Source organism: Sphingomonas sp. GM_Shp_1 (assembly GCF_026540895.1).
In the GTDB taxonomy this organism is placed as follows: domain Bacteria; phylum Pseudomonadota; class Alphaproteobacteria; order Sphingomonadales; family Sphingomonadaceae; genus Sphingomonas.
In genome coordinates, this window is the sequence record NZ_JALNUR010000019.1 from 60,407 (window position 1) to 74,283 (window position 13,877).

The 13,877-nt window shown below is 66.6% G+C and carries 15 protein-coding genes; 8 read left to right on the forward strand and 7 right to left on the reverse strand.

Translation table 11 applies throughout. From position 1 onward, the window contains the following. Positions 1–307: 307 nt before the first annotated feature. Entirely contained in the window at positions 308–1,414 is a 1,107-nt protein-coding gene (gene ald, locus OXQ33_RS11160; RefSeq protein WP_267434767.1) for an alanine dehydrogenase, read from the reverse strand. A 128-nt stretch (positions 1,415–1,542) separates the two neighbouring features. Between ald and OXQ33_RS11165 the strand changes: the two genes are divergently transcribed. Beyond that, positions 1,543–1,986 carry an Lrp/AsnC family transcriptional regulator gene (locus tag OXQ33_RS11165; RefSeq protein WP_267434768.1) on the forward strand — a complete coding sequence of 148 codons (444 nt, stop codon included), beginning with the start codon at positions 1,543–1,545 and terminating at the stop codon, positions 1,984–1,986. A 9-nt stretch (positions 1,987–1,995) separates the two neighbouring features. On the opposite strand, the gene OXQ33_RS11170 is transcribed toward OXQ33_RS11165, so the two are convergent. Continuing rightward, positions 1,996–2,451 carry an NUDIX domain-containing protein gene (locus OXQ33_RS11170; protein WP_267434769.1) on the reverse strand — a complete coding sequence of 152 codons (456 nt, stop codon included), beginning with the start codon at positions 2,449–2,451 and terminating at the stop codon, positions 1,996–1,998. 163 nt (positions 2,452–2,614) lie between these two features. On the opposite strand from OXQ33_RS11170, the gene OXQ33_RS11175 reads away from it, so the two are divergent. Next, complete coding sequence (locus OXQ33_RS11175; protein WP_267434770.1) at positions 2,615–4,291, forward strand: amidohydrolase; 1,677 nt, start codon at positions 2,615–2,617, stop codon at positions 4,289–4,291. Between the two features lie 258 nt (positions 4,292–4,549). Here the strand turns inward: OXQ33_RS11175 and OXQ33_RS11180 are convergent, their stop codons facing one another. The 3 genes from OXQ33_RS11180 to OXQ33_RS11190 all read right to left on the reverse strand — a co-directional run bounded on the left by OXQ33_RS11180 (position 4,550) and on the right by OXQ33_RS11190 (position 7,380). Then, positions 4,550–5,251: a response regulator transcription factor gene (locus OXQ33_RS11180; protein WP_267434782.1), complete on the reverse strand. Its 702-nt coding sequence runs from the start codon at positions 5,249–5,251 to the stop codon at positions 4,550–4,552. Between the two features lie 102 nt (positions 5,252–5,353). Further along, entirely contained in the window at positions 5,354–6,448 is a 1,095-nt protein-coding gene (locus tag OXQ33_RS11185; protein ID WP_267434771.1) for an AI-2E family transporter, read from the reverse strand. Beyond that, entirely contained in the window at positions 6,445–7,380 is a 936-nt protein-coding gene (locus OXQ33_RS11190; RefSeq protein ID WP_267434772.1) for a LysR family transcriptional regulator, read from the reverse strand. The genes OXQ33_RS11185 and OXQ33_RS11190 overlap by 4 nt, the downstream gene beginning before the upstream one ends. A 136-nt stretch (positions 7,381–7,516) precedes the next feature. Between OXQ33_RS11190 and OXQ33_RS11195 the strand changes: the two genes are divergently transcribed. Beyond that, positions 7,517–8,266: a pirin family protein gene (locus OXQ33_RS11195; RefSeq protein ID WP_267434773.1), complete on the forward strand. Its 750-nt coding sequence runs from the start codon at positions 7,517–7,519 to the stop codon at positions 8,264–8,266. Between the two features lie 28 nt (positions 8,267–8,294). Further along, on the forward strand, positions 8,295–8,897 hold the full coding sequence (gene wrbA, locus OXQ33_RS11200) for an NAD(P)H:quinone oxidoreductase (RefSeq protein ID WP_267434774.1): 603 nt from the start codon (positions 8,295–8,297) through the stop codon (positions 8,895–8,897). A 232-nt stretch (positions 8,898–9,129) separates the two neighbouring features. On the opposite strand, the gene OXQ33_RS11205 is transcribed toward wrbA, so the two are convergent. Then, a complete protein-coding gene (locus OXQ33_RS11205) occupies positions 9,130–9,909 on the reverse strand; it encodes a M15 family metallopeptidase (RefSeq protein WP_267434775.1) in 780 nt (259 codons plus the stop codon). 49 nt (positions 9,910–9,958) lie between these two features. Here OXQ33_RS11205 and OXQ33_RS11210 point away from each other — a divergent pair, with 49 nt between their 5' ends. Both OXQ33_RS11210 and arfB read left to right on the forward strand, forming a co-directional pair. Next, on the forward strand, positions 9,959–10,603 hold the full coding sequence (locus OXQ33_RS11210; protein ID WP_267434776.1) for an RNA pseudouridine synthase: 645 nt from the start codon (positions 9,959–9,961) through the stop codon (positions 10,601–10,603). Between the two features lie 12 nt (positions 10,604–10,615). Then, the gene (arfB, locus tag OXQ33_RS11215) at positions 10,616–11,041 is read left to right on the forward strand and encodes an alternative ribosome rescue aminoacyl-tRNA hydrolase ArfB (protein WP_267434777.1); all 426 of its coding nucleotides are present in this window, start codon (positions 10,616–10,618) and stop codon (positions 11,039–11,041) included. Between the two features lie 418 nt (positions 11,042–11,459). Here arfB and OXQ33_RS11220 read toward each other — a convergent pair whose 3' ends face one another. Beyond that, positions 11,460–11,837: a hypothetical protein gene (locus OXQ33_RS11220; RefSeq protein WP_267434778.1), complete on the reverse strand. Its 378-nt coding sequence runs from the start codon at positions 11,835–11,837 to the stop codon at positions 11,460–11,462. Positions 11,838–11,960: 123 nt separating this feature from the next. Here OXQ33_RS11220 and OXQ33_RS11225 point away from each other — a divergent pair, with 123 nt between their 5' ends. Then, positions 11,961–12,923, forward strand: coding sequence for a metalloregulator ArsR/SmtB family transcription factor (locus OXQ33_RS11225; RefSeq protein ID WP_267434779.1), 963 nt, complete (start codon positions 11,961–11,963; stop codon positions 12,921–12,923). Continuing rightward, positions 12,920–13,861 (forward strand): methylenetetrahydrofolate reductase, encoded by a 942-nt coding sequence (metF, locus tag OXQ33_RS11230; protein WP_267434780.1) that lies wholly within the window; start codon positions 12,920–12,922, stop codon positions 13,859–13,861. Before OXQ33_RS11225 ends, metF begins: the two co-directional genes overlap by 4 nt. The last annotated feature ends 16 nt before the right edge of the window (positions 13,862–13,877 follow it).

Here is a 13,877-nt window from a genome sequence, read left to right on the forward strand (position 1 = left end):
TCCTTTCGCGGGACCAACACGCATGTTCTATTTTTGTTTCTTTTTTTGTTCGCGCGGAGGCGCGGAGACGCAGAGAGGTTTGGGATAGACGCACCCATCGGTATCCGTTCGGCCGGAAGACGTGCCGCACCCTGGCGATGAGAGACTGCCTGCCGGCTGGACGTGAACTCTCCGCGCCTCCGCGTCTCCGCGCGAACCTGATCCCGACAGTCGTTCAGCCTGAGCGAAGTCAAAGGCCACGGGTCCACCTCTGCGGCAAATACCCGGGCTTGCCCTTCGACTTCGCTCAGCGCGAACGGTAGCGGCCTTAGCCCGCCCAGGTCTCGAACGGCAGGTCGAGCGCTTCGGCGACCGCCGCGTGGCGGATCTTGCCGCCCGAGACGTTCAGGCCATTCGCCAGATGCGCGTCGGCCTTCATCGCGGCTTCCGCCCCCATATTGGCCAGCTTCACCGCGAAGGGCAGCGTCGCGTTGTTCAGCGCGAAGGTCGAGGTGCGGGCGACCGCGCCGGGCATGTTGGCGACGCAATAATGGATCACGCCGTCGACCTCGAACACCGGATCCTGGTGGGTGGTGGCATGGCTGGTTTCGAAGCAGCCGCCCTGGTCGATGGCGATGTCGACCATCACCGATCCGCGCTTCATCGTCTTCAGCATGTCGCGGGTGACCAGCTTCGGCGCCGCCGCACCGGGGACCAGCACCGCGCCGATGACGAGGTGCGCATTCTTCACCGCCGCCGCGATCGCAGCCTTGGAGGCATAGGCGGTCTTGATCTGGCTGGAGAAGAACATGTCCAACTCGGCCAGACGGTCGTTGTTGATGTCATAGATGGTGACATCGGCGCGAAGGCCCACCGCCATCTGCGCCGCGTTCACGCCCGAGACGCCGCCGCCCAGGATCGCGACCTTGGCCGGGGCCACGCCCGGAACGCCGCCGAGCAGGATGCCACGGCCGCCCTGCTGCTTTTCCAGATAATGCGCGCCGACCTGCACCGCCATGCGGCCAGCGACTTCCGACATCGGCTTCAGGAGGGGCACGCCGCCGCGCGGGCTGGTGACGGTCTCATAGGCGATGCAGGTCGCACCCGACTTCATCAGCCCTTCGGCTTGCGGCTTGTCGGCGGCGAGATGGAGATAGGTGAACAGCACATGGTGCGGGCGCAGCATCGCGACCTCGACCGCCTGCGGCTCCTTGACCTTCACGATCATCTCGGCCTGGTCGAACACTTCCGAAGCGGTGGCGACGATGCGCGCGCCCGCGTCGATATAGTCCTGATCCTCGAAGTCGATGCCGCTGCCGGCCTTGGTCTCGACGATCACCTCGTGACCAGCGGCGACCAGCTCGGCGACCGACGGCGGGGTCAGGCCGACGCGATATTCGTGGTTCTTGATTTCCTTGGGGACACCGACGCGCATGGGACTCTCCGTGAAAAATGTTGCTCCGATAATAGCGCCGATCGGGTGGGAGAGGTGTGCAAAGCGATCCCGATACCCCCTAGGAAACAGGATTTCCTTGCGTCAATATCCGATGTAGCGGGATAGGAATGTCCGACGCGATCGACCGCCGCATCCTGGCCCAACTGGCCCGCGATTCCGACCTGACCAGTGCCGCGCTCGGCGAGAGGGTGGGTCTGTCCGCCAGCGCGGCCCATCGCCGGGTGGCGCAGTTGCGCGAGGCCGGGGTCATCACCGGCTATCGCGCGATCCTGAGCCATGAGGCGCGGGGACGACCCTCGACCGTGATGGTCAACGTCACGCTGAAGGACCAGCGCCAGGAGACGATGGCGGCGTTCGAGCGCGAAATCCTCCGCTGTCCCGAGATCGTCGAATGCTTCCTGATGAGCGGCGAGGCGGATTACATGATCCAGGTCGAGGTCCGCCGCGACGACAGTTACGAGCGTATTCACCGCGAGACGTTGGCGCGGCTGCCGGGGGTGACGCGGCTGGCCTCGCATTTCGTCATCCGCGAGGTGGTGCGGCGGTCCTGACGAGCCTGTTCACCAATGTTCGGCGGGCGGCGAACCGGCGCGATATTCCGCGATCCGCCGTTTCGTCGCGGGCGACAGGTCATCGGGCAGGGCGTCCAGCGCGAACCATTCCGCTTGCGCGATCTCGATCGCATCGGCAGGCGTCAGCGCCCCGCCGCGCGCCGTCATGGTGCGCGCGACATAGATGACGACGTGATCGTCCTTTCCTTCGCCTGTCGCATGATAGACCCCGAGGATCGCGATGACCTGGACGTCGCCGATCGCCACCTCCTCGCGCAATTCGCGACGGATCGCCGCCAGCGTGCTTTCCCCCTTTTTCACGCCGCCGCCCGGCAGGTACCAGTGATCGGTATAGGTGTGGCGGACCAGCGCGATCCGATCGTCCTGGTCGAGCAGGATCGCCCGGACGCCGAGCGTCCGGGGCTTGGCGATGCGCCACACCCGGTGAAGGAGCTTCCCTGCCAAGCGGTGGTGCCACGCCATCCGATGATCCCCCATGTTGTGACGTCGAATCAGTCTTTACCCGCCGACGACGCGAGTCAACGATTGGGTCGATCATGGCCTCTTGGTCCGAACTCGCGGTTGCGACCTTCCAACCGAACCGTTCAGCGATTAGGAACGGACGCTTATGGCAAATCAGGCTCGTTTCCGTCGTCCGCTCCGGACCATCCTTGCCGCCACGCTGGCGATCGCGCTCACCCCTGCTACCGCCTTCGCCGACGCATTGGTCGACAACGTCACCGGGCTGACGTTGGACAAGGACGGCAAGGTCGTCCGGTTTAACGGACTGCTGCTGACCCCGGACGGAAAGGTCGTGCGGCTGCTCTCCGCCAAGGACAAGCGTCCCGAAAAGCTGGACTGGCGCGCGGACATGAAGGGGCGGGTGATGCTGCCCGGTTTCGTCGATTCGCACGGGCATGTGATGGGGCTGGGCTTTCGCCTGATCGAACTCGACCTGTCGACCACCAAGTCACTGGACGAAGCGCGCAGCCGGATTGCCGCCTATGTCGCGGCCAATCCGGACCGCAAGGTCATATTAGGTGGCGGATGGAATCAGGAAAGCTGGGGGCTGGGGCGCTTCCCGACTGCCGCCGACCTGGATCAAGTCGCCGCCGACCGTCCGGTGGTAATGGAGCGTGCCGATGGCCATGCGCTCTGGGCGAACAGCGCGGCGATGAAGGCGGCGGGGATCACGGCCAAGACCGCCTCCCCCGCCGGTGGCCGGATCGAGAAGATCGGCGGCCAGCCCTCCGGTGTGTTCGTCGACGCCGCGATGAGCCTGATCCAGAAGGCGATCCCACAGCCGCTGGCGAAGGATCGCAACACCGCTTTCCTGAAGGCACAGAATGAGCTGCTGAGCCACGGCATCACCGCGACGGCGGACATGGGCACGACGCTGGACGAATGGATGACCTATCGCCGGATGGGTGATGCTGGGAATCTGCGTGTCCGCATCCTGAGCTATGGCGGCGGGATCGACGATACGGTGCGGATCGGCGGCACCGGGCCGACGCCCTGGCTGTACAACAACAAGCTGCGTCTGGTCGGAGTGAAGCTGTACGGCGACGGCGCGCTGGGGTCGCGCGGCGCGTGGCTGAAACAGCCCTATGCCGATGCACCGGGGCAGTCGGGGCTGGGCTTCATGACCGACGACGTCATCCGCAACCTGATGAGCCGGGCGGCGATGGACAAGTACCAGGTCGCGGTCCACGCGATCGGCGACAAGGCCAATGCCCAGGTGCTCGACGCGATCGACGAACTGGCCGAGACCTATAAGGGTGATCGGCGCTGGCGGATCGAACATGCGCAGATCGTCGATCCGACCGACCTGCCACGCTTCGGCAAACATGGCATCGTCGCCTCGATGCAGCCGGTGCACGAGACCAGCGACCGCCAGATGGCGGAAGCGCGGCTGGGCCCCGCACGGCTGGCGGGGGCCTATGCCTGGAACACCATGCTGAAGAACGGCGCGACGCTGACCTTCGGGTCGGACTATCCGGTCGAGAGCCCCGATCCCTTCGCGGGCTGGGCGGCGGCGATCACGCGGCAGGGCCCGGACGGCCAGCCCTATGGCGGGTGGCAGCCGCAGGAGATCATCGGGCGCGAGGCGGCCTGGCGTGCCTTCACCATGGACGGCGCCTATGCCGGTTTCGCCGAAGACCTGTTCGGACGGCTGGGCCAGGGGCAGCAGGCGGACTTCATCATCGTCGACCGCAACCCGCTGGACATCAACCCCAGCGAGTTGCGGGCGACGCGGGTGGAGGAAACCTGGATCGGCGGGCAAAAGGTCTGGGAGCGGCGCTGAGATGACGCTCGCGGGGCGGCTGGATGGGATGGGGCGTATTCCCGACCTCCGTTCGCGCTGAGCATAGTCGAAGCGCACGCCGCGCCCTGTGTCGCAAATGTGGGCCCTTGGCCTTCGACTTCGCTCAGGCTGAACGGGGGTTGGGGATGTCTACCCCGTTCCGTTCAGCCTGAGCATAGTCGAAGGCCACACCCGACAGGCAATAAAAAAGGCCGGTTCGCTCTCCGCGAACCGGCCTTTTCATAAACGGAAATAAGATCAGGCGACGGCGGCCTGTTCCCCCTCGTCCAGTTCGCGCAGCACATAGCCACGGCCCCAGACGGTCTCGATATAATTCTCGCCATCGCAGGCCAGGCTCAGCTTCTTGCGCAGCTTGCAGATGAAGACGTCGATGATCTTCAGTTCCGGCTCGTCCATCCCGCCATAGAGATGGTTGAGGAACATCTCCTTGGTCAGCGTCGTGCCCTTGCGGAGCGAGAGCAGCTCCAGCATCGCATATTCCTTGCCGGTCAGGTGGACGCGGGCATTGTCGACCTCGACCGTCTTGGCGTCGAGATTGACCGCCAGCTTGCCCGTGCGGATGATCGACTGCGAATGGCCCTTGGAGCGGCGGACCACGGCGTGGATGCGCGCGATCAGTTCCTCGCGGTGGAAGGGCTTGGTGACATAGTCGTCGGCGCCGAAGCCGAAGCTGCGCACCTTCGAATCCATCTCGTTGATGCCCGACAGGATGAGCACCGGGGTCGAGACGCGCGCGACGCGCAGACGCTTCAGCACGTCATAGCCATGCATGTCCGGCAGGTTCAGGTCGAGCAGGATGATGTCGTAATCGTACAGCTTGCCCAGATCGAGGCCTTCTTCACCCAGATCAGTGGTATAGACGTTGAAGCCTTCGCTGCCGAGCATCAGCTCGATCGCCTTGGCGGTGGTCGGTTCGTCCTCGATCAGCAACACGCGCATCGACAATCCCCATTCGCGAATGATCGCCACCATGGTCCCCGGGCGACCGGATGTGTTAATCATTAGCCAACGCTTGCGTGAACGTAAAAGGTTAATTCGCTCCTAACCCGGATTATTATTGTCTTGTTTCACTCTGGCCCGGGGGTCGAGCAAGGTCTGATGTTCCACCGGCGGAATGTCTTCGCCAAGAACTTCCCGCAAATACAGGCTTCTGATCAAGGTAAACACCACGATCAACAATGCCGCGGAAAAGAACAATCCGAAAAGGCCGAATATGGTGCCGATCCCGATGATCGCGAAAAGGGTGACGGCCGGGGGGATCGCCACGACGCGACTGGTGACGAAGGGGGTGATGGCGTTGGTCTGGACCAGGCGGACCAGCGCGAAGGTGATGAGCGTGCCCACGATCGCGCCGTTGCCGCCCTGCGCCGCCAGCCCCAGCGCTGGCAGCATCGCGGCGATGGGCCCGACATAGGGGACGAACTCGCTGAGGCCCGTCAGCAGCCCCAGCGCGGCAGCGGAGGGCACCCCCGCGATCGCCAGCCCCACGCCGACCAGCACGCCCATCGTCGTCATCTGGATCAGCTGCGCCCGCAACCACAGGCGGAGGGTCGAGCCGGTGTCGAACAGCGCATCCTCCATCGCCGGGCGCATCGACCGGGGGATGAGCAGCAGGAAACCGCGCTCATACACCTTCGGATCGGCGGCGAAGAACAGTGCGCCGACCAGCAGGAGCAGGCAGTTGAGCACGAACTCGCCCGCGCCCGACACGATGCCGCCGATATCCTGCGCCACCCGGCTGCCCGCATAGGCGGCGCGGACCGCATCCACCACCTTGGCCCCCACCGGCGATTGCGCGGCCCAGGCGGCCAACTGGTCGATCAGGTTCGGCAACTGCGTGACCAGCGTGTTCAACTGCTGGCGAAAGGCGACGCCGAACAACCACGCCAGGAACCCGAGCACTGCCAGCACCGTCGCGATCGACAGGGTCAGCGAACGCCTGGGCCCGATCGGCAGATGGTCGGCATAGAGGTCGGCGATGGCATGGATGACGATCGCCCCCAGGATCGACCCGAAGGCGAGGATCAGCAGGTCGCCCGCCCGGAACAGCGCGGCGCCGACGGCCAGGATCACCAGGGTCAGGACGATGCGGCGGATGAAGCGCGCATCGGCCTCGTCGGGGCGAAGGCGGTTCATCGCACGTCCTCCGTCGCCTTCTCCGTCGCCTTGGCGATCATGCAGGGGTCGCGGACCCGGTCGGCCAGCCACGTGATCAGCGCCTCGACCCGCGCCGGGCGCAAGGGGCTGGGCGGCGTCAGCAGATGAAGTCCGATCGGCGGCGGCGTCCAGTCCTCCAGGATCGCCACCGCGCGGCCCGATGCCAGGTGCGGCCCGATGATGAACCCCGGCAGCCGCGCGATGCCGAGCCCCGCCAGCACGGCGGGGACCAGCGCATCGCCGCTATTGGCGGTCAGCGGACCTTGCGGGCGGACCGACACTTCCGCCCCGTCGGAGCGGCGAAAGCGCCAGGGGCCGGTGATGTTGGAATAGCTGAGCAGCCGATGCTCACCCAGTTCATTGGGATGGGTCGGCCTGCCATGCTCCGCCAGATAGCCGGGCGAGGCGACGACATGCGTGGAAATCCCGCACAGCCGCCGCGCGCGCAGCGAGCTGTCGGGCAGGTCGGCGATGCGCAGCGCGATGTCATAGCCTTCCGCGACGATATCGACCCGCGCGTCGGACAGGCTGAGTTCGATCTCGATCCCCGGATGCGCGGCCAGGAAGTCGGCGATGACCGGTGCGATGTTGGTCACCCCGAACGACATGGGTGCGGCCAGGCGGATGCGACCGGCGGGCGCGCTGGCGGCGTCGCGCGCGGCTTCCTCGGCGGCGCGGGCCTCGGCCAGGATGCGCGCGGCATGCTCGGCCAGCGGCTTGCCCGCCTCGGTCAGCGCCAGGCGGCGCGAGGTGCGGTGGAACAGCGATTGGTTGAGTTGCGCTTCCAGCCGGGTGATCGCCTTGGACACGGTCGCCTTGGACAGGCCGATGGCATCGGCGGCACCGCTGAACGAGCGATGCTCGACCACGGCGGCGAAGATGGCCCAGGCTTCCAGATCCGGCAGACGCATCCCTAAACCCCTTCGCCCCGACCCCTTTGGCGGCCAGCTTCGCGCTACAATGCACATAGAAACGATCGGTTTCCAGCGTTTCCGTTTACGCGACGATTATGCACCCTATCTTGGGCTCAACCAAGGGAGATACCCCATGAGCACCCAAGTCATCGACGCCCCCGCCCAGGATCGGGGAATCGACCGGCGCAGCTTCGAAAGCCTGGGCCATGCCAATCATGGCTGGCTGGACGCGCGGCACCATTTCTCGTTCGCCAATTACTATGATCCCGCCCGCATGGGCTGGGGCGCGATCCGCGTCTGGAACGACGACGTCATCGCCCCCAATGCCGGTTTCCCGCCGCATCCCCATGCCGACATGGAGATCATCACCTATGTCCGCACGGGTGCGATCACGCACCAAGACTCGATGGGCAATGTCGGCCGCACCGCGGCGGGCGATGTCCAGGTGATGAGCGCCGGATCGGGTGTGCGTCATGCCGAATATAATCTGGAGGCCGAGCCGACCACGCTCTTCCAGATCTGGATCGAACCGCGCAGCCGGGGCGGCCAGCCGAGCTGGGGCGCCAAGCCTTTCCCCAAGGGCGAGCGTTCGGGCCGGTTCGTGACGCTGGCGAGCGGGTTCGAGGAGGATGGCGATGCGCTGCGTATCCGCGCCGATGCCCGTGTTCTTGGCGCGACCCTGCGCGCCGGGGAAAGCATCGAGCATGTCCTGGGGGAGGGGCGTCACGCCTATCTCGTCCCCGCCACCGGACGGATCGAAATCGACGGTGTGCCGTTCGCGGCACGCGACGGTGCGGCGCTTTCCGCCGAGGAGCCGGGTGGTCGGACGGTGACGATCACCGCCGTCGAGGATGCCGAGATCGTTCTAGTCGATTCCGAATAACCGTTAATTCTGGAAGGGAGTACATCACATGGCCAAGGTTCTGGTCCTTTATTATTCGTCTTATGGTCACATCGAGCAGATGGCCGACGCCATCGCCGAGGGTGCGCGCTCTGCGGGGGCCGAAGTGGACATCCGTCGCGTCGCCGAAACCGCTCCGCCCGAGGTGGTCGCCGCCGCGCACTTCAAGACCGACACCGCGCACCCCGAGATCGAGGGCCCCGACGCGCTGACCAACTATGACGCGATCATCGTCGGCACGCCGACCCGCTATGGCCGGATGGCCAGCCAGATGGCGGCTTTCTGGGACACGACCGGCGGCGTGTGGATGCGCGGCGGCCTGGTCGGCAAGGTCGGCGGCGCCTTCACCTCGACCGCCAGCCAGCATGGCGGGCAGGAGACGACCCTGTTCTCGGTGCTGACCAACCTGATCCACCACGGCATGACCATCGTCGGGCTGGACTATGGCTTCCAGGGCCAGATGGGCGTGAAGGAAGTCCATGGCGGTACGCCCTACGGCGCCTCGACCCTGGCCGATGGCGACGGCAGCCGCCAGCCGAGCCAGGTCGACCTGGACGGCGCCCGCTATCAGGGCAAGCGCATCGCCGAGACGGCCGCCAAGCTGTTCGGGTGATTTCGGAGGCGGGGGTGCCGGAAGGGGCCCCCGCCTTTTTTGCTGCCCTCCGTTCAGCCTGAGCGGAGTCGAAGGCCACGGGCATGCCTTCGCCAAGAGGCGAGGCTGACGCGTGCACTTCGACTGCGCTCAGTGCGAACGGAGGACGGTATTCTACGGAAATGATGGGTGGGCTCACGACCCGCTCCCGAACCCCGTTCAGCCTGAGCGAAGTCGAAGGCCGCGCCCAACCTTATCGCCGTTTCCCCTTCTTCTTCACCGCAACGGGCAACGGCGCAGGCGCAACGGGAACCGGCGGCGGGCTGGCCACCACCACCTTCAACGGATCGCGCACCCCCGGATTCGCGGGAAACTGCGCACGTGCCTTGGCAAAGACGAACCGCGCCTGCGCCGCCCCCGGCGCGGTCGGGCTGGTCCCGACCCAGCGCCAGTGCCATGGCTCCCACTTCACCCGCTGCGTGTTGCCTGCGGGAAAGCTCATCTCGAAGCCGAAGCGCGGGCCGTTGGCGAACAGCCAGCGTGCCGCCGGGGTTGCGGCCATGCACGCCTCGGCATCCGGGCAATTGGGCGAGGGGCGTATCGCGAAGTCGATCGCATAGCCGGTCGCATGCTCGCTATGCCCCGCCGGGGCGACCGAAATGGCGCGCTCGGCGGCGGTGCTGTCCCGGTCGCGGCAAAAGACATGGCCCTGGCGCAGGATCGCGCGGTGGCAGGACAGCCCGCGCAACTGCCCCATCACCGCCGGATCGCCCTTGGCGGCGGCCAGCAACCGCTCCAGGTCGGGCAGCACGTCGCGGCGGACATAGCAGGGCTGGCCCAATGCGAAGCCCGGTGGGGCCAGGACCAGCTCGGCGGGCGGGGCGTCGCCATAGAAGAAATGCCCGGCGACCCGGCCATCGGGGCCTGGGGGCGGCAGCGCGCCGTCGCACGACTGGGCCTGCGCCAGGACGGGCAGCAGCGCGAGCGTGACGGCGAAGGTCGCGGGGAGGAAAAGGGTGCGAAGGGACGGCATGACGCGCGCGGCTCTGGCATGTCGGCGCTGGCGGTGGCAAGGGAGCGCGATGCACGGAGATCGCGTTCTATTCATCGACGGCGAAGCGCTGGTGATCGACAAACCGGCGGGCCTGCCCGTCGATCGGCCCCGCAACGGGTCGATCAGCCTCGAAAACCATCTGGAATCGCTCAAATTCGGGTTCAAGCGCTGGCCGACCGCCGTCCACCGGCTGGACCGCGACACCAGCGGTTGCCTGCTGCTGTCCCGCAACCCCAAGGCGCATGCCCGTTTCCAGCAGGCGTTCGAGGCCGGATTGGTCGAGAAGCGCTATCTGGCGGTGCTGAACGGCCTGGTCGAGGGCGAGGGGATGATCGACCTTCCGCTAGCCAAGGTTTCGACTCGCGAGGAAGGCTGGCGGATCGTCGCCGATCCGGCGGGCAAGGCGGCACGGACCGCCTGGCGGGCGCTGCGGCACGAGGACGGGCGGACCTTGGTCGAGTTCCGCCCCGAAACCGGTCGTACCCACCAGATCCGCGTCCATGCCGCGACCGGCCTGAACGCGCCGGTGGTCGGCGACCTCGTCTATGGTGCGGGCGAAGAAGGGGGCATGCTGCTCCACGCCGCCAGCCTGACCGTGCCGCGGGGCGACAATAAGGATCCGATCACGGCGGAAGCTCCGGTGCCCGAACGCTTCGGCGCGTTTCGCGACTAGGGTGCGGACGCGATGGCGCTGATCCCCGTCACCCGCGCCATCGCGATCGACGAGCGCGAGATCACCGAGAGCTTCACCCGCGCCTCCGGGCCGGGTGGGCAGCATGTCAACACCACCGACAGCGCGGTGCTGCTGCGCTTCGACGTGGGCGGTTCGCCGAGTTTGCCGGAGGCGGTGAAGACGCGTCTGGCGGTGCTGGCGGGGCAAAGGCTGAGCAAGGACGGCGTGCTCACCTTACGCGCCGATGCCAGCCGGTCGCAGGAAATGAATCGGCGCGAGGTGCGCGAGCGGCTGATCGAACTGATCCGCGAAGCGACGATCGTGCCCAAGAAACGGCGACCGACCAAGCCGACCCGTGCGTCGCAGACCCGGCGGGTGGATGCGAAAAAGGGGCGTGCCCAGGTCAAGGCGGGGCGGGGGAAGGTTCGATTCGACTAGGCCGAATCGACATTCCGATATGCCCTTCTTTTCCCTCGCCCCTCGCAGAGGGGAGAGGGTTGCGCAGACTTGGCCTTTGCGTGAGCAAAGGCTTAGTCGGAGCTGGGTGAGGGGTGAATGCTCGCGGCAGCGAGCGCGAGCCGGAGGCTCGCTCGACCCCTCACCCAAGCTGCGCTAACCCTCTCCCCTGTCCAGGGGAGAGGGAAGTAAAATTGGCATGAAGGTCGATCCGCCCTAAGTTCGAGCGTGGCCTTCGACTTCGCTCAGGCTGAACGGAGCGAGGGAGTTCTGGCCGCTTTTCCCAACCCCGTTCGGCCTGAGCGAAGTCGAAGGCCAAGGGGCAGCCTGTCCCCCCCAAACAAAAACGGGCCGACGAGAATCTCGCCGACCCGTTCCGGTCATCCGAAGGGCGTACCGCTTAGCGGCGAACGTCCTCGCCCGCGCGGACCAGCGCGTTGCCGGTCGCCTGACGGGCGTCGTTGGTGCCCTTTTCGATCTTGTCGCCAGCATGGTCGAGGCCGCGATCGATATTGTCGCCCGCACGATCCGCCTGGGCGGCGGCGCGATCACCGGCGCGGTCGAGCTTGTCGCCCGCCTTGTCCATGGTGTTCTCCGCTGAGTTCAGCGCCTTGGCGGTGGCCGCCTCGACATCGTCCGAGGCGTTCTGCGTCGTCGCCTTCACGTCCGAGCCGATCGCGTCGGCCGCCTGTTCGGTCTGGGTGCGGCTGTTCTCGCTGCACGCGGAAAGCGAAATGGCGGCGGCGCCGGTCAGTGCTAGGATCAGGGCCTTCTTCATGGCATTCACTCCCGTTTCTAGTGTCGATCGGCGTGCCAACGCAGATGGACCGTTTCGGGTCCGTGTCGGGCTAAATGAGTTCGTGTCGTTGACCTCATATAAAGATATCTTTATATCGTGATCATGGCCCATGCGCTCGAAATCTTTCGCGCCCTCAGCGATCCGACGCGGCTGCGCATCCTGGCGCTGCTCCGCTCGATGGAGCTGTCGGTGGGCGAGTTGGCGCAGGTGTTGGGGCAGAGCCAGCCGCGGGTCAGCCGCCATGTGAAAATCCTGGTCGATGCGGATCTCGCCGAGCGGCGCAAGGAGGGTAGCTGGGTCTTCGTCGCGCTGGGTGACCGCGAGGCGGTGGAGCCGGTGATGGCGGCGCTGGACCGCTGGACGGCGGAGACGCCCGACCCCTGGGTGGTGGCCGATGTCGCGCGGCTGGCGGCGGTGCGCGCCGACCGGGCGGCGAGTGCGGCGGCCTGGTTCGAGGATCATGCGGGCGAGTGGGACGCGATCCGCTCGCTCCATGTCGCGGACAGCGAGATCGAGGAGGCGATGGCGGGCCTGATCGGCCAGGGCGATCTCGGCACGCTGATCGATATCGGCACCGGCACCGGGCGGATGCTCGAGCTGTTCGGCGACCGGGCCGATGCGGCGCTGGGCATCGACCGGTCCTCGGAAATGCTGCGCCTCGCCCGTGCCAAGCTGCACGGCCGCGCCAATACCGAGCTGCGGCAGGCCGATCTCTACGCGCTGCCCATGGGCGACGGCGCGGCGGATATCGCGATCCTGCACCATGTCCTCCACTTCGCTCAGCAGCCGGGGGCGGCGATCGCCGAGGCGGCGCGGGTGCTGGGGCCGGGCGGGCGGCTGTTGATCGCCGATTTCGCGCCGCATGACCGCGAGGAACTGCGGCAAAAGGCGGCGCATAGCCGTCTGGGCTTTGCCGACGAACAGATTGCCGGCTGGTTCGGTCCCGCCGGGCTGACGCTGGCGCAGACCGAGACGCTGGAGGGTGGCGAATTGACCGTCAAGCTCTGGCTGGGTGTGAAGAAGGGGCTTCGGCCCGTCGAGACGAATAGGGTGAAGGCGGCATGACGAACACGATCCTGACCAAGGGAGAGGCCGCGCTGGCGCATGACGAACCGCTGTTCGCCGATGTCGGCGGCGACATCGCGGTGAGCTTCGAATTTTTTCCGCCCAAGACGGAGAAGATGGACGCGCAGCTCTGGGACGCGATCCGCACGCTGGAGCCGCTCGACCCGCGCTTCGTCTCGGTGACCTATGGTGCTGGCGGCTCGACCCGCGAGCGGACCCATGCGACGGTGGCGCGCATCCAGCGTGAGACGACGATGGACGCCGCCGCGCACCTGACCTGTGTGGAGGCGACCCGCGAGGAGATCGACCAGGTCGCCCATGAATATTGGGCGGCGGGCGTGCGGCATATCGTCGCGCTGCGCGGCGACCCCCCCGCCGAAGGCGCGCGCTTCGTCAGCCATCCGGGCGGCTATGAGAATGCGGCCGATCTGGTGGCGGGCCTGAAGAAGCTGCACCCGTTCGAGATTTCGGTGGCGGCCTATCCCGAATGCCACCCGGATTCGGTCGACCAGGCGTCGGACATCGACAATCTGAAGCGCAAGATCGACGCGGGCGCGACCCGTGCGATCACCCAATTCTTCTTCTCGCCCGAGGCCTATTTCCGCTTCCGCGACGCGGCGGCGGCGGCGGGGATCACGGCGGAGATCGTGCCGGGCATCCTGCCGGTGTCGAACGTCGCGCAGACCCGCAAGTTCGCGGCGATGTGCGGCGCGCGCATCCCCGACTGGATGGACCGGCTGTTCGAGGGGCTGGACGACCATCCCGCCGCGCGCCAGCTTGTCGCCGCGACCATCGCCGCCGAGATGTGCCGTCGCCTTTATGCGGGTGGGGTGAAGGGGTTCCACTTTTACACGCTCAACCGGGCGGAGCTGGCCTATGCGATCAGCCATTTGCTGGGTGTGCGGGGCAAGAAGGCCGCGGCGATCGCGGCGGCGTGACGGATTAGCCCCCTCC

Coding starts and splice junctions, on each gene's coding strand:
- ald (WP_267434767.1), bottom strand. CDS start 1,414: ATGCGCGTCGGTGTCCCCAAGGAAATCAAGAACCACGAATATCGCGTC.
- OXQ33_RS11165 (WP_267434768.1), top strand. CDS start 1,543: ATGTCCGACGCGATCGACCGCCGCATCCTGGCCCAACTGGCCCGCGAT.
- OXQ33_RS11175 (WP_267434770.1), top strand. CDS start 2,615: ATGGCAAATCAGGCTCGTTTCCGTCGTCCGCTCCGGACCATCCTTGCC.
- OXQ33_RS11180 (WP_267434782.1), bottom strand. CDS start 5,251: ATGCGCGTGTTGCTGATCGAGGACGAACCGACCACCGCCAAGGCGATC.
- OXQ33_RS11185 (WP_267434771.1), bottom strand. CDS start 6,448: ATGAACCGCCTTCGCCCCGACGAGGCCGATGCGCGCTTCATCCGCCGC.
- OXQ33_RS11190 (WP_267434772.1), bottom strand. CDS start 7,380: ATGCGTCTGCCGGATCTGGAAGCCTGGGCCATCTTCGCCGCCGTGGTC.
- OXQ33_RS11195 (WP_267434773.1), top strand. CDS start 7,517: ATGAGCACCCAAGTCATCGACGCCCCCGCCCAGGATCGGGGAATCGAC.
- wrbA (WP_267434774.1), top strand. CDS start 8,295: ATGGCCAAGGTTCTGGTCCTTTATTATTCGTCTTATGGTCACATCGAG.
- OXQ33_RS11205 (WP_267434775.1), bottom strand. CDS start 9,909: ATGCCGTCCCTTCGCACCCTTTTCCTCCCCGCGACCTTCGCCGTCACG.
- OXQ33_RS11210 (WP_267434776.1), top strand. CDS start 9,959: ATGCACGGAGATCGCGTTCTATTCATCGACGGCGAAGCGCTGGTGATC.
- arfB (WP_267434777.1), top strand. CDS start 10,616: ATGGCGCTGATCCCCGTCACCCGCGCCATCGCGATCGACGAGCGCGAG.
- OXQ33_RS11220 (WP_267434778.1), bottom strand. CDS start 11,837: ATGAAGAAGGCCCTGATCCTAGCACTGACCGGCGCCGCCGCCATTTCG.
- OXQ33_RS11225 (WP_267434779.1), top strand. CDS start 11,961: ATGGCCCATGCGCTCGAAATCTTTCGCGCCCTCAGCGATCCGACGCGG.
- metF (WP_267434780.1), top strand. CDS start 12,920: ATGACGAACACGATCCTGACCAAGGGAGAGGCCGCGCTGGCGCATGAC.